This is a genomic window from Gelidibacter gilvus, from assembly GCF_004115975.1.
GTDB classification, from domain to species: Bacteria; Bacteroidota; Bacteroidia; order Flavobacteriales; family Flavobacteriaceae; genus Gelidibacter; species Gelidibacter gilvus.
In genome coordinates, this window is the sequence record NZ_SDDZ01000008.1 from 114,262 (window position 1) to 128,735 (window position 14,474).

The window sequence follows — 14,474 nt, forward strand, 5'->3', positions numbered from 1 at the left end:
CCAATAGACTTATAATATGTCAAACGACATTAAGATTAAAAAAGGTCTCGATATCAAACTTAAGGGAGGAGCTGAAAAAACCACTGAAAAGGCGGTTATAAGCAACTTTTATACGTTAAGACCAGAAGACTTCCACGCTGTTACTCCAAGGTTGATTTATAAAGAAGGTGCAAAGGTGAAAGCTGGAGAGCCTATCTTTCATGATAAATCCAATGAGGCGGTGAAATTTGTTTCACCAGTTTCAGGGGAGATTATTGAGATCGAACGCGGGGCGAAAAGACGCATTATGGGCATTAAAATTCAGGCTGATAAAGAGCAAACTTACCACGATTACGGTAAGCTGAATGTAGATGCTGTTGATGCTGAAACTATAAAAGCACATTTGTTGGCCTCTGGATGTTGGGCGTTTATCAAACAGCGTCCTTATGACATTATCGCAAAACCTGACCATACTCCTAAAGCAATTTTTATTTCTGGTTATGACAGCGCGCCTTTAGCTGCTGATCTTGACTATGTACTTCAGGGCAAAGAAGCTGAATTGCAAGCTGCCATTACTGCCTTAGGTAAACTAACAGAAGGTAAAGTGCACGTGAGCGTTGGCGAAAAATCAAATTCTCCTTTAGCTGGACTTTCAGGAATTACTTTGCATAAAGTATCCGGGCCGCATCCTTGTGGCAATGTGGGAACGCAAATCAATAAAATAAATCCTGTAAATAAAGGGGAAACCGTTTGGACCATTAACCCACAAGACTTAGTAATCATTGGTGAGTTATTGCTTACCGGTAAATTCAATGCTGAGCGTATTGTTGCCCTTGTTGGGTCTTCAGTTAAAAAACCACGTTATTTTGTTACTAAAATAGCAAGCGAAGTAGCAACCATGGTTTATGACAATGGCGTTGAACAAGGCGGAAACGATCGGATCATTTCTGGGAACGTATTAAGTGGAAAACAAATAGCCCCTGATGGCTATTTAGGTTATTATAGCAATATCATTACAGTTATTCCTGAAGGTGATGATTATGAGTTGTTTGGATGGAACAAGCCTATTTTTGATAAAATCTCTAATTCTAGAGCTTTAACTTTCTCGTGGTTGACTCCAAATAAGACTTATGATTTAGATACCAATATGAATGGTGAGCACAGAAACTTTGTACTTACTGGTAATTACGAGGAGGTCTTTCCATTAGATATATATCCATTGCAAATCTTAAAATCATGTTTGTATAAAGATTTGGACGAAATGGAGGCTTTGGGAATGTATGAAGTAGCTCCAGAAGATTTTGCTTTAACAGAATTTATTTGTGTGTCTAAACAACCACATCAAAAAATTATTAGAGCAGGCTTGGATTTAATGATAGAAGAAATCGGTTAATATAGAGACAATGGGTTTAAAACAGAACTTACATAAATTAAAAGAGAAGTATAGAGGGACTAAAATGGCACCTGCCTTTAATGCCTTGCATACTTTTCTATATACGCCTAATGATACCGCACAAGGAGGCACGCACATTAAATCGGCTGACGATTTAAAGCGTACCATGAATACGGTAATTATGGCATTGATTCCGTGTTTGATTTTCGGAATGTTTAATGCCGGGTATCAGCATTATTTGGCTGTAGGAGACATCCAGGCGGTAACAAACGGATTTTTCAGCAGTGAATTTTGGAACTTGCAAAACTTTATTTTAGGCTTTTGGAAAATTCTACCTTTAGTCATCATCTCTTATGGTGTTGGATTGGGAATTGAATTTTTATTTGCCGTTATTAAAGGTCATGAAGTTGAAGAAGGTTATTTGGTAACCGGGATGCTTGTGCCTTTAATTGTACCCATTGATATTCCTTGGTGGATGTTAATCGTGGCCGTTGCATTTGGTGTGGTTATCGGTAAAGAAGTGTTTGGTGGAACGGGAATGAATATTCTGAACCCCGCTTTGACCATTAGAGCATTTTTGTTCTTTGCTTATCCAACGTGGATGAGTGGAGATAAAGTTTGGGTTGAAGGTGCAGTAGAAAGAACTAAAGAAATTGCAAATGGCTCTACAGCCGATGCCATTTCTGGTGAAACCATATTAGGTAGCTTGGCACAATCACATCCTGTTGATTATTCTGTATTGGATATGTTTTATGGCTTTATCCCGGGCTCCGTTGGTGAAACTTCTACGCTGTTAATTCTCTTAGCAGGGTTATTCCTTATCTTCACAAAGATAGGAAGCTGGAGAATTATGTTAAGTGCCACTCTTGGTGCTTTGGTAATGGGCTATATTTTTAATATGGTGGTTGACGCCGGATGGATTACAGAAACGAGTAAGTTTTATGGATTAATGAGTACTGAGTTTTGGCATCATTTGATAATTGGTGGAATGGCATTTGGTATTGTATATATGGCAACAGATCCGGTAACGGGTTCCCAAACTAATAGAGGAAAATGGATTTACGGTTTCTTAATTGGATTTATATCCATTATGATCCGCGTATTTAACCCAGCTTATCCAGAAGGCGTGATGTTAGCTATATTGTTAATGAATGTATTTGCACCAACTATAGATCATTATGTAGTTCAGGGCAATGTGAAGAAGAGATTAAAACGAGGAAAATTAAAAACAGCTTAAATTATGGCGATCGATACAGATAAAAATAGTTATACCGTTATTTTTGCCATTGTTATGGTTATTGTGGTTGGTTCTATTCTTGCAGGACTGGCCCAAGGCTTAAAACCTTTGGTAAAAGCGAATGAGCGATTTGAAATACAACAGAATATATTGTACGCCATGGGCATCAATGCCAATGAAGGACCAAGTGATGTTGAATTCATATCTGCCGACAAAGTAGAGGACGTATTCAATAGTACCATTACAAAACAATATATAGTTGAAGGTGATAAAGTGACTGAGGATGCTCAAGCTTACTTGCTAGATGTCAAAAAAGAAGAGGCAAAAGCGAAAGATCCTAACTACACACGTAAGTTGCCTTTGTTTGAAGGTGAAAAAGATGGAAATCCTATTTATGTCATGCCTATTAGAGGAAAAGGATTATGGGATGCCATTTGGGGTTTTGTAGCTGTAGACAAAGATATGGTGGTACAGGGTGTATTTTTTGATCATGCCGGAGAAACTCCTGGTTTAGGTAGTGAGATTAAACAGCGTTATTTTATGGACGATTTTGAAGGTGAACACCTTTTAAATGAATCTGGTGCTTTTAAAGGAATAACCGTAGCGAAAGGGAACGCAGATCCTAGGAATGATAGAAAAACTGACAATGCGGTAGATGCAATTGCAGGGGCTACTATTACTGGAGACGGTGTTACTGCGATGATTAAAAAGGATTTAAGAATGTATGTGCCTTATTTCAAGACATTAAAATAAAATTGTATGAGACTTTTATCAAAAAAAGATAGTAAACTAATCATGGATCCTTTGGCGGATAATAACCCTATTACCATTCAGGTTTTAGGAATCTGTTCTGCCTTGGCTATTACTGCACAGTTAAAGCCATCTATAGTAATGGCTATTTCTGTAATATTTGTGTTAGGAGCCGGTAACGTAGTTATTTCGTTAATGCGAAATATCATTCCTTCAAAAATCAGAATTATTGTACAACTCGTCGTAGTGGCAACCTTAGTAATTATTGTTGACCAGGTGTTGAAAGCTTATGCTTATAGTTTGAGTAAAGAGCTTTCTGTTTTCATCGGACTTATTATTACCAACTGTATTATTATGGGACGTTTTGAAGCTTTTGCTTTGGCAAACGGACCTTGGCAATCATTTTTGGATGGTGTTGGTAATGCTTTAGGTTATGGAGTTATTTTAGTTATTGTGGGCTTCTTTAGAGAGCTTTTAGGGTCAGGTACCTTGATGGGCTTTAAAGTTTTGGGAGACCCTGTTGAGAAAACCGGTCTATACGCTATCGGTTATGAAAATAACGGCTTCATGGTTCTACCTCCAATGGCATTGATAGTCATAGGTATTATCATTTGGGTACAAAGAAGCAAAAACAAAGAATTAATAGAAGACTAATTTAAATAGCCTGCAGTAAGCAGACATCAGTAAGCAATAAAGCGCTACTGAAGACTGTGGACTGAAGACTGAAGACTATAAAAAATGGAACATATAGAATTATTTTTCAAATCGATATTTGTAGACAACATGATTTTCGCATACTTCTTGGGTATGTGTTCATATTTGGCTGTGTCTAAAAAAGTAGCTACTGCCGTTGGTCTTGGTGCTGCCGTCATCTTTGTTTTGGCGATTACAGTACCTTTAAACTGGTTGTTGGATCAATATTTACTACAAGAAGGCGCCTTGGTTTGGTTGGGACCAGAATATGCGGATTTTGACCTGAGCTTCTTATCCTTTATTATGTTTATTGCCACCATTGCAACCATGGTTCAACTTGTTGAAATTGTTGTTGAGAAATTTTCACCGGGATTATATAACTCCTTGGGTATATTTCTACCTTTGATTGCAGTAAACTGTGCTATTTTAGGAGGTTCTTTATTTATGCAGTCTCGTGAAATAGAAACTTTAGGTTTGGCACTTAATTATGGTATAGGTTCAGGAATAGGTTGGTTTTTAGCTATTGTTGCCATCGCTGCCATTAGAGAGAAAATCAGATATAGTAATGTTCCTGCACCTTTAAGAGGATTAGGGATTACATTTATAATCACGGGTTTAATGGCCATTGGGTTTATGAGTTTTGGTGGTATGTTAACTGGTGGAGATGATGAAGCTACAGAAGACAATTTGGAAACCGTCGATGGTATGGTAACTGCCCAGAAAGATCACAAAACTTCTGATTTTGTGATTGAAGAAACAAACGATACAGATAATAAATAATAAAGATTATGATATTAGCAGCAAGCACATTAGGAACAGTCATTGTTACAGTTGTCGCGTTTTTAGTGGTTACTTTATTATTGGTAACGCTTTTACTTGTAGTGAAACAAAAATTGTCTCCTTCAGGTCCGGTAACACTTACCATTAACGGTGAACGTAAATTGGAAGTCAGTTCAGGAAGCACCTTATTAAATACCTTATCAGCCCAGAAAATATTTTTACCATCCGCTTGTGGTGGTGGTGGAACTTGTATTCAGTGTGAGTGCCACGTACTATCAGGAGGCGGGGAAGCTTTACCTACAGAGACACCTCACTTCAGTAGAAGAGAGATTCAAGAAGGCATCCGTTTATCTTGTCAGGTAAGGGTAAAACAGGATATGGAAATTACCATTCCTGAAGAAATATTTGGAGTTAAGAAATGGGAAGCAACCGTGGTTAGAAACTACAACGTGGCCTCATTTATTAAGGAGTTTGTTGTTGAGATTGAGGAGGATATGGGCTACAAAGCAGGTGGTTATGTCCAAATTGAGATTCCAAAATGCGAAATTAAATTTTCGGATATGGACATCACAGCGCATCCAGAAGAACATGATACGCCAGATAAATTTCAGGCAGAATGGGACAAATTTAAGCTTTGGCCTTTGGTCATGAAAAACGACGAAACTGTAGAACGTGCTTACTCAATGGCTTCTTATCCAGCAGAAGGACGTGAAATCATGTTAAACGTACGTATTGCAACACCGCCATTCGATCGTGCTAAAAACGGTTGGATGGATGTTAATCCAGGTATTGCATCATCTTATATATTTGCTCAGAAACCAGGTGATAAGGTCGTTATTTCTGGACCTTTCGGAGAGTTCTTTATCAATGAGTCAGACAGTGAAATGTTGTACGTAGGTGGTGGAGCAGGAATGGCGCCAATGCGTTCTCACTTGTATCAACTTTTCAAAACCTTAAAAACAGGTCGTAAAGTAACGTATTGGTACGGTGGTCGTTCTAAGCGTGAGTTGTTCTATTTAGAGCATTTCCATGAGCTAGAGCGTGAGTTCCCTAACTTTAAGTTTTATATGGCATTATCTGAACCAATGGAAGAGGATAATTGGAAAATAAAGGAAAACATTGACGCTCCAGGTGATGGTTTCGTAGGATTCATCCACAATTGTGTGATCGATAACTATTTGAATCACCATGATTCACCAGAAGATATCGAATTGTATTTCTGTGGTCCACCATTAATGAACCAAGCAGTTCAAAAAATGGGAGAGGATTTCGGAATCCCTGATGAAAACATCAGATTTGACGACTTCGGAGGATAAAATTGCTGCGCAGGCAGGAATCCTTTAGGTTTAGCTTAGCGAATTTCTTTAGCGAAATTCAGTCAACTAATAAATAAAAAAAAGCCAGTACTTTCATTAAGTCCTGGCTTTTTTTATTTTTATGAAGCGAATAAAATCGAATAGATTTCAATTCTAGATTCCCTGCCCGCCGGCAAGTTCACTCTAAAAGCGAAGCGGTCTTGGTTCTAAATTAAAAAACCTATTTGCCTTCATTCCAGTAATAACTATCGGGGTGTTCACGTTTCCCAAACACAGCGGTGCCAACCCTAACCATAGTTGCTCCTTCTTCGATGGCAATTTCCAAGTCTCCACTCATGCCCATCGACAGTTCATTTGCCGGAATGCCTTTGTCAAGAAGTTGCAATTGTACGTTTTTTAGCAATTTGAAACATCTCCGAACTTTTTCATGTTCGGCTGAAAATAAGCCGATGGTCATTAAACCTTTGATGTTGATGCGGTCAAACTGTTGGACTTCCATAGCGAATTTTACGGCGTTGTCAGGATGCATTCCAAATTTACTTTCTTCAAACGAGGTATTAAATTGCAAATAGGCATCCATGGTTCTATCTTCATATTCCAACCGATTTTGTAGTTTTTCTGCCAATTTGAGCCTGTCTAAAGACTGAAGGCAATCCACATCATAACGTATCAATTCTTTTACCTTATTGGTCTGTAAGTGGCCTATAAAGTGCTTTTGATGGGCGAAGGGCTTTAAGCTCTCATACTTTTCTTTAATCTCTTGAATCTTATTTTCACCAATTAAGGTTTGATGATTGGCAAAAGCAATTTTTATATTTTCCGCAGATACGGTTTTCGTAGCCAATAACAACTTTACGTCATCGGTATTTCGATTGGCATTTTTACAGGCGTTTTCAATTCTTTCAAGGATTTTTGCGATATTCTTCTGAATCGAATGTTCCATATTAAAACTCATTTTTTTCAATATAAACCCAGACTTCTACTCCTGAGTTGGTGGTTGCCAAAGCCCTTTTTGAATTAGTAACTGCAAGTTGATCAGTCAGTACAAGTTCTTCCCCTGTAATCTCGAACACCATCCCTTTTAATTTATCGCTCGGTTCTTTTGATTTTATGGCGATTTTAGGTGTTTTTGTTCTGTTGTTTTCAGACATAGAAACACCATTGAATTTTGAATCCTTTAATGTGTATCCAGATAAAGTGTCTTCAGTTCCTTGAAATTTTCTACCGTAATGTTGAAGCTGCAGGTCCTCGGATACGATAGTGTCATAAGAAAACAAAAGATGTTTTTTCTGTTTTTCAAACTGGATGACATTGGCTTTTATTTGTTGATGAATGCTATCTTTTGCCTCAGCATAAGAAATGCCATAACTTCTTTTAATAGTGTTGAGGTTTTTTGGAAAACCTGATAGTATCCTGTCGTAATAGGTGTCGAGATCTTCTTCGGTAGGTAAGGTGTATCTAAGTCTAATTTGAAACCGTCGCAATAAAGCCGTGTCAATAATATCTAAATGGTTTGTAGCACAAATTAATAGGGCATTATCTGGTAAATTATCGATCAATTGAAGCAAGGTGTTCACCAACCGCTTCATTTCACCTGAATCTTTCTCGTCATAATCTCTTAATTTACCTATAAAATCAAATTCATCTATAAATAAAATGGCGTCATCATTAGATGCTTTTTTGAAGAGTTCAGATAGATTTTTTGCTGTTTCCCCTAATTTAGACGATACGAATCCGCTTAAATTAATGGCAATGACCTTTTTGTTTAAGGCGTGTCCTATGGCGTAGGCCGTGGCTGTTTTTCCACATCCTGTATGGCCATATAACAAAATCTTATTGTCCACAGGAATGTTCAGGTTGTTGAGCGCATTGATATAGGTGAATTCTTCCAATAACTGATTGATACGGACTCTGATGTCTTCATTGAGATGAAGTTGATCAAGTGGAATGACCTTGTGTTTTGGGTTTAAATAGGTGCTGTGATGTGCCATGTGATAGATCTTCTGAGGATTATAATTTCTGTTTCATTTTGGTTATATGTGAAACAATTGCATAAGAGCGCCAAATAATAGCGCCATTTGTGTCATTTATAATAGAGTTCAAATTTACCTAATTCGAACAACTTTCCATATTCAAAACGCTAGCATTTCACGTCAAATGGAGTCAAGTCTCATGAGATGTCGATATAATGAGCTGTTTAAAAAGTTTCTCACTAGAAGGTCTTCTTGTTAAATTTTGCAATAGGAAGTCTAGATATAATGTGTGCTATACCACAAGGAGATTCACACTCTAAGTTTTTTGAAATAGGAAGTTAACAGCTTTGAAAGCTTCTTTATATGGCTAAGTATCATAAATTAAAACACTTTTAAGATGAAGAGTTTTTTAAATTATTGGGTATTCTAGGTATTTTTCCAATAATTGAACACTGTTTTTAGGCTTTGATAATTTTTGCTTAATTAATTAACTAATGATTAAACCTTTGAGGTTTTCAAAACCTGAAAGGTTTATAGTATATCCTGCCCGACACTCGATTAAGTTAAGATCTCCTCCAGCTGGTGTCGCGGTTGGTCGTTGTCAAATTCAAAAAGTTTTGAATAATCCATGACGTTATCCACACCGTCCAAGGCGCATAAAAATGCCACAGTTTCACACAACCCATTAAAAAGAACGTTCTTGTCTTTTGGGTTTTTGGGTTTTTTTCCTTTTCGATTTAAAGGTAGGGCATACCCACATCCTTTAAGAAAACTGGCTTCTATTCGTAATAATTCGAGAGGTGAATACCCGCTAAACTTTCTACCTAAATTCTGATGGACCAGTCCCACATAATTCAATTGTAAAGAGCCATGACTATCTGAAAGATGTTTCCAGGCATCGTTATGATCTAAAATATTTCCGACAGCACATTGCTGACAACATTCTGGATGAAGTTCATTATTATGAAATGCTGCATATAATTTCTGAATGGCCTGATCTAATCGGTGTGAAGTCTTCATAGCTTGAGATTTATGACTATTAAGGTACTGAAATTGATAATTCAAATGAAGAAATTTATTGGTTTTAACAAAATATAAATAGTGAATCTTAAGAGATTAAGTCCCGTTAGGTTAAAGTTTTCAATACAACGTTTTCGGTTAAGATTTTAAGTCATACAAATAATTTTCATTTTTCTTAAGAGCTTGATCATTGGTATTATTGTATTTTTGCAGCATGAGAAAAGCACTTACAGAACAAGAAATGCACAACCTTGCCATGAATCATGTTGGAAAGGATCTGGAAGCTCGCGGATTTGAATTTATAGCGATCAACAGCAAACTTAAAAAGCATCCGCAGTTTGTGTGCATAGATAAAACGAAACAGTATTTCTTCGTCATCGTGAGGTCGGTACTCCTTCCTGAAAATCCGAATAACTATGATATCATCTGGATGGAAAGCTTTAAAAAACATGCCCGAGAAAAAAATGCGAAAGTATTATATGCTGGTGTTGGCATAGGAAATCCAGACGGTGAAGATTTGCCGGTCTATTTAAATGAAGAATACTTGATTGAATACAATGGCATTCAGGTGATAGAAACCAATTTGAATTAGAGAAAACCTATGACACGGAGTTGCCCAGAGAACTACAGAGGTTCACAGAGATTTACTTATAATTTTTCTAAAAAAACTCGTGTCTTCTTGACAACAGGAATAGGGATCCTCTTGGTTTTTTGCACATTTTCATGCAAACAAGAGCCTATAAACACCAAAATGTCTGGCGAGGTTTTCGGAACCTCATACGGTGTCCAATATTATTCAGAAAAGAACAGAAGCTTCCAACGACAGTTTGATAGTTTATTTGATATCATCAATACCTCCATGTCTACGTATCAGAAGGACTCCGATATTTCTAAAATCAACCGAAATGAAGCTTTTACCATAGATGAACATTTTAAAAATGTATTTAGCGCTTCAAAAGAGATTTATGAAGCTACTGATGGTGTTTTTGATCCCACTATAGGGGTTTTGGTCAACGCATGGGATTTTGGGCCAGAGGGAAAGGTTGTGGCCTTGGACAGTCTTAAAATAGATAGCTTGATGTTGTCTGTAGGATTGGATAAAGTAACACTGAATAACAACACCATTACAAAGGAAAACCCAAATACGTTCATCGATTTCAACGCTATTGCCAAAGGTTATGGGGTGGATGTCATTGCTGATTTCTTGGAAAGTCAGAATATCAAAGATTATATTGTTGAAATAGGTGGGGAAATAAGATGTAAAGGGCAGAATTTTGAAAAACAAAAGCCCTGGAAAGTAGGTGTGGAGCTGCCCCATTTTGATATCGAACAATCTGTTTTAAAAACCATTTCATTATATGATGAAGCCATGGCAACATCAGGAACGTATCGAAAATTCAAAACCGATAGTTTGGGAAATCGGTATTCGCACATCTTGGATCCAATAACCGGCTACCCAAGTAAAACCAATTTATTGAGCATTTCAGTCATTGCTAAAGATTGTATGACTGCTGATGCTTATGCAACGGCATTTAAAGCTATGGGACTAGAGAAAGTGAAGGCTTTTTTAATAAACCATCCCGAATTAAAAGTGTTTTTGATTTTTGAAAATGATGATAGAGAATTGGAAACACTTTCTTTGAATGGTTTTCCTGAAGAGTGAGTTTTTAAGGACAGGTTATTTTTTTACACAGAGTTACGCGGAGTTTTAAATAGAGTTTCAAAAAGCCAAATCCGACTTTAAAATCATTCTTCAAAACTTGTAATACACAGTTCCACAAAGAGAATTTAGCTGCATATATTTTTTTGAAGTTCCAAAAAACTCCGTGCATCTCCTTGATTCCTCTGTGTATCTCAGTGAAATAACATCTCTGCGAAATAGGCTCACTTCCGCACCAAAGGAATAATCTCTCCCTCCGCCAAACAAAAACGAGTGGCATCCACATCAGATAATTTAGTCGTATAATCCACTTCCTCCACCTTAAAGCCAATAGAACGAAGTTTATCAAAATAATCCCGCCCATAAATTCGGACGTGATCATATTGCCCAAAGATTTTAGCGCGTTCTTTTCTGTCGGTTATGCTATCATCTTCAAAAGTTTTTGTCCTTGATAAATCTTGCGGAATCTGAAAAATCCCATAACCTCCAGGTTTCATAATTCGGTATAATTCTTGCATCGCTTTGGTGTCGTCAGGAATATGTTCTAAAACATGATTACATAAAATGATGTCAAATTCGTTATCCTTAAACGGTAAATCGCAAACATCAGCTTTCACATCGGCTAATGGCGAATTTAAATCGGTAGTGACATAGTCCAAATTCTTCATCTTCCGGAAACGTTTATAAAATGCCTGTTCCGGTGCAAAATGCAACACCTTTTTTGGAGCGGTAAAAAAATCTGTTTCATTTTTAAGGTACAACCATAACAATCTGTGGCGTTCCAAACTCAATGTGGAAGGCGACAAAACGTTGTTGCGCTGATTCCCATATCCGTAAGGTAAAAACGATTTGAAACTTTTACCATCAATTGGATCTGTGAATTGATTGCCTTTTAAAAAGAATGCTAAAACAGGGCGTGCTATGTAACTCAACCTGATTAGGATTGGTCTTGGGATGGTGTTGAGGATGTATTTGAAGATTTTCAAGTTGTATCACAGAGATTCACAGAGAAAACGCAGAGTTACACAGAGATTTAATGGGGTGTGTTGATAAAGCGCTTGATGCCTGATGTTAAAAGTTTTGTATGAAAATTAATAAGTAATCCTTTCGGAAAATGACCTAATCTTAAATAAGTCAATATTTGAGCCGAATGGACATCTGTAAATTTCTCGACAGTTTTTATTTCAATGACGACTTCATTTTCGACCAACAAATCAATACGATACCCATGTTCTAATATTATATCTTTATAGATTATTGGTAATGGAATTTCTTGTTTTACAGCTAAACCTTGGGATTTTAGTTCATAAAACAAACACTTTTGATAAGCAGATTCCAACAGGCCAGGTCCCAAAGCTTTATGAACCTCAATCGCTGCTCCAATAATACGTTCAGTCAATTTATCATCCATAGTTCTCTGTGTATCTCTGTGATATCTCCGCGTGTCTCTGTGCAATAGTTAAAGCACTAAAGTTTCCCTCCTAAACTCATCCTCCTCATCAGAAACAATCCCCAGAGCCTCATAAATATACCCAAAGGTTGACAATATTTCAGGTTTGCCATCCACGAGTGCCACGTCGTGCTCAAAATGTGCACTTGGTTTTCCATCCAAAGTTACAATGGTCCAACCATCATTCAATTGTTTGATTCTGTGGGTTCCTAAATTGATCATAGGCTCGATGGCCACGACCATGCCTTCAATGAATTTCTTGCCCCGTCCACGTTTACCATAGTTTGGCATTTCAGGATCTTCGTGCATTTTTTTGCCTAGACCATGTCCGACCAATTCACGAACTACACCATAACCTTCCGCTTCGCAATAGTTCTGTATGGCATGACCTACATCACCCACACGGTTGCCGATTTTAAACTCTCTTATCCCAACGTATAAAGATTCTTTGGTGATTTGAAGAAGTTTCTTCACTTCTGGAGCCACTTCACCAATTTCGAAGGTGTAGGCATGGTCTCCATAAAACTCATTCTTTATGGCGCCACAATCTACGGCTACCACGTCACCTTCTTTTAAGGGAATATTTGTTGGTAAACCATGAACAACGGCTTCGTTGGTACTGCACAGTAAGGTGGACGGACAATCGTAAAGTCCTAAAAACCCTGGGATGGCGCCTTGTGCACGAATAAATTCTTCCGCCATTTTATCCAATTGCATGGTCGTAACACCAGGTTTTATTTCTTTGGCCAACATGCCCAAAGTTTTGGAAACTATTAAGGCACTTTCGCGCATTAACTCAATCTCTTCTCTTGTTTTTTGTATAATCATTGTAAAAAAATATTGCGCAAAGATAATTAAAATAAATGGGGTTGACCTTCTTCTCGAACATGACATATAACAGTTTTTAAATGGATTTTGTTGAATAGTTTTGTGATTAAATATAATAACTATGTACAAAGCAATTTCCGCAGAAGACGCCGTAAAGGCAGTGAAGTCAAATGACCGTGTTTATATACAAGCAGCCGCCGCCGCGCCACAAGTGTTGATAAAGGCTTTGGCCAACCGACATGAAGAACTGAGAAACGTTGAAATTTGCCAATTACATACTGAAGGGGTGGCGCCTTATGCGAATCCTGAATTAAAAGAGAGTTTCCATGTCAATTGTTTTTTTGTTGGTGAAAACGTAAGACATACCATAAAAGCAGGAAATGGTTCTTATACTCCTGTTTTTTTAAGTGAATTGCCATTGTTGTTTAAGCGTCGCATCATCCCATTGGACGTCGCATTAATTCATGTCTCAGTTCCTGATAAACATGGGTATTGTTCCCTCGGTGTTTCTGTAGAAGCGACTTTGGCCGCCATTGACAATGCCAACTATGTGATTGCACAGGTTAATAAACAAATGCCCAGAACACATGGCGCGGGAATTATCCATATTTCTGAAATCGATGCCTTTGTAGATTGTGACGAACCATTGCCGATTCACGAAATGGCAGAACCAACGGCTATAGAAGGTAGGATTGGCGATTTTGTAGCAGGTTTAATTGAGGACCGAAGCACTTTGCAAATGGGGATTGGAAGTATTCCAAATGCCGTATTGACCCGATTGTCCAACCATAAGGACCTGGGTTTACACACTGAAATGTTCAGTGATGGTGTGATTGACCTTATTTTGAGCAATGTCATCAACGGCAATTACAAAAGCATCAATAGAGGTAGGGCATTGGCCACCTTTTTAATGGGTTCAAAGCGTTTGTATGATTATGTTGATGACAATCCGTTTATTGAAATGCGGGCTTCAAATTATACCAATGATGTGTCCATCATCAAACAAAATCCACGCATGGTAGCAATCAATTCTGCAATAGAAGTTGACTTAACGGGACAAGTTTGTGCGGATTCTATTGGCCCAAAAATATATTCTGGCGTAGGCGGACAAATGGATTTTATCAGGGGAGCTTCATTAAGTGAGGGCGGGAAGGCCATTATCGCTTTGCCTTCTGAAACCAAATCGGGCATCAGCCGTATTGTTCCAAGTTTAAAGCCAGGAGCCGGCGTAGTCACTACAAGAGCGCACGTAAATTATGTGGTAACCGAATATGGGATTGCCGAATTGTATGGTAAAACCATTAAAAACCGTGTCAAGGCCTTAGTAAATATTGCGCATCCCAATCATAGAGAAGCTATTGATAGACAATATTATGATTTGATGAGCAACTAAGG

At 37.7% G+C, this 14,474-nt stretch carries 15 protein-coding genes; 9 read left to right on the forward strand and 6 right to left on the reverse strand.

Translation table 11 applies throughout. The features are described from left to right. The first annotated feature begins 16 nt into the window (after positions 1 to 16). The 6 genes from ESZ48_RS13430 (at position 17) to nqrF (ending at position 6,148) form a co-directional block, all read left to right on the forward strand. Positions 17 to 1,372 (forward strand): Na(+)-translocating NADH-quinone reductase subunit A, encoded by a 1,356-nt coding sequence (locus tag ESZ48_RS13430; RefSeq protein ID WP_129018020.1) that lies wholly within the window; start codon positions 17 to 19, stop codon positions 1,370 to 1,372. Positions 1,373 to 1,382: 10 nt separating this feature from the next. Then, a complete protein-coding gene (locus tag ESZ48_RS13435) occupies positions 1,383 to 2,609 on the forward strand; it encodes an NADH:ubiquinone reductase (Na(+)-transporting) subunit B (RefSeq protein WP_129018021.1) in 1,227 nt (408 codons plus the stop codon). 3 nt (positions 2,610 to 2,612) lie between these two features. After that, complete coding sequence (locus ESZ48_RS13440) at positions 2,613 to 3,362, forward strand: Na(+)-translocating NADH-quinone reductase subunit C (protein ID WP_129018022.1); 750 nt, start codon at positions 2,613 to 2,615, stop codon at positions 3,360 to 3,362. A gap of 6 nt (positions 3,363 to 3,368) precedes the next feature. Then, positions 3,369 to 4,013 carry an NADH:ubiquinone reductase (Na(+)-transporting) subunit D gene (locus ESZ48_RS13445; protein ID WP_129018023.1) on the forward strand — a complete coding sequence of 215 codons (645 nt, stop codon included), beginning with the start codon at positions 3,369 to 3,371 and terminating at the stop codon, positions 4,011 to 4,013. An 84-nt stretch (positions 4,014 to 4,097) separates the two neighbouring features. Continuing rightward, the gene (nqrE, locus tag ESZ48_RS13450) at positions 4,098 to 4,832 is read left to right on the forward strand and encodes an NADH:ubiquinone reductase (Na(+)-transporting) subunit E (RefSeq protein WP_223266453.1); all 735 of its coding nucleotides are present in this window, start codon (positions 4,098 to 4,100) and stop codon (positions 4,830 to 4,832) included. An 8-nt stretch (positions 4,833 to 4,840) separates the two neighbouring features. Further along, positions 4,841 to 6,148 (forward strand): NADH:ubiquinone reductase (Na(+)-transporting) subunit F, encoded by a 1,308-nt coding sequence (nqrF, locus tag ESZ48_RS13455; RefSeq protein WP_129018024.1) that lies wholly within the window; start codon positions 4,841 to 4,843, stop codon positions 6,146 to 6,148. A 220-nt stretch (positions 6,149 to 6,368) separates the two neighbouring features. Here the strand turns inward: nqrF and ESZ48_RS13460 are convergent, their stop codons facing one another. From ESZ48_RS13460 to ESZ48_RS13470, 3 genes are all read right to left on the reverse strand, one after another. Further along, positions 6,369 to 7,091, reverse strand: coding sequence for a YggS family pyridoxal phosphate-dependent enzyme (locus ESZ48_RS13460; RefSeq protein WP_129018025.1), 723 nt, complete (start codon positions 7,089 to 7,091; stop codon positions 6,369 to 6,371). A 1-nt stretch (position 7,092) separates the two neighbouring features. Further along, positions 7,093 to 8,139, reverse strand: a complete 1,047-nt coding sequence (locus ESZ48_RS13465; protein ID WP_129018026.1) for an AAA family ATPase — start codon at positions 8,137 to 8,139, stop codon at positions 7,093 to 7,095. Between the two features lie 540 nt (positions 8,140 to 8,679). Then, the gene (locus ESZ48_RS13470; RefSeq protein ID WP_129018027.1) at positions 8,680 to 9,141 is read right to left on the reverse strand and encodes a Na(+)-translocating NADH-quinone reductase subunit F; all 462 of its coding nucleotides are present in this window, start codon (positions 9,139 to 9,141) and stop codon (positions 8,680 to 8,682) included. Between the two features lie 214 nt (positions 9,142 to 9,355). Between ESZ48_RS13470 and ESZ48_RS13475 the strand changes: the two genes are divergently transcribed. Both ESZ48_RS13475 and ESZ48_RS13480 read left to right on the forward strand, forming a co-directional pair. After that, complete coding sequence (locus tag ESZ48_RS13475) at positions 9,356 to 9,733, forward strand: Na(+)-translocating NADH-quinone reductase subunit F (RefSeq protein ID WP_129018028.1); 378 nt, start codon at positions 9,356 to 9,358, stop codon at positions 9,731 to 9,733. Between the two features lie 87 nt (positions 9,734 to 9,820). Then, positions 9,821 to 10,804, forward strand: a complete 984-nt coding sequence (locus ESZ48_RS13480) for an FAD:protein FMN transferase (RefSeq protein WP_223266454.1) — start codon at positions 9,821 to 9,823, stop codon at positions 10,802 to 10,804. Positions 10,805 to 11,025: 221 nt separating this feature from the next. Here the strand turns inward: ESZ48_RS13480 and ESZ48_RS13485 are convergent, their stop codons facing one another. Genes ESZ48_RS13485 through map form a run of 3 tightly spaced genes read right to left on the reverse strand, consistent with a single transcriptional unit; the run spans position 11,026 to position 13,079 of the window. Further along, the gene (locus ESZ48_RS13485; RefSeq protein WP_129018030.1) at positions 11,026 to 11,787 is read right to left on the reverse strand and encodes a class I SAM-dependent methyltransferase; all 762 of its coding nucleotides are present in this window, start codon (positions 11,785 to 11,787) and stop codon (positions 11,026 to 11,028) included. A 47-nt stretch (positions 11,788 to 11,834) separates the two neighbouring features. Beyond that, a complete protein-coding gene (locus ESZ48_RS13490) occupies positions 11,835 to 12,212 on the reverse strand; it encodes a GxxExxY protein (protein WP_129018031.1) in 378 nt (125 codons plus the stop codon). 48 nt (positions 12,213 to 12,260) lie between these two features. After that, positions 12,261 to 13,079, reverse strand: a complete 819-nt coding sequence (gene map / locus ESZ48_RS13495; protein ID WP_129018032.1) for a type I methionyl aminopeptidase — start codon at positions 13,077 to 13,079, stop codon at positions 12,261 to 12,263. Positions 13,080 to 13,200: 121 nt separating this feature from the next. On the opposite strand from map, the gene ESZ48_RS13500 reads away from it, so the two are divergent. Next, a complete protein-coding gene (locus tag ESZ48_RS13500) occupies positions 13,201 to 14,472 on the forward strand; it encodes an acetyl-CoA hydrolase/transferase family protein (protein WP_129018033.1) in 1,272 nt (423 codons plus the stop codon). Positions 14,473 to 14,474: the final 2 nt, after the last annotated feature.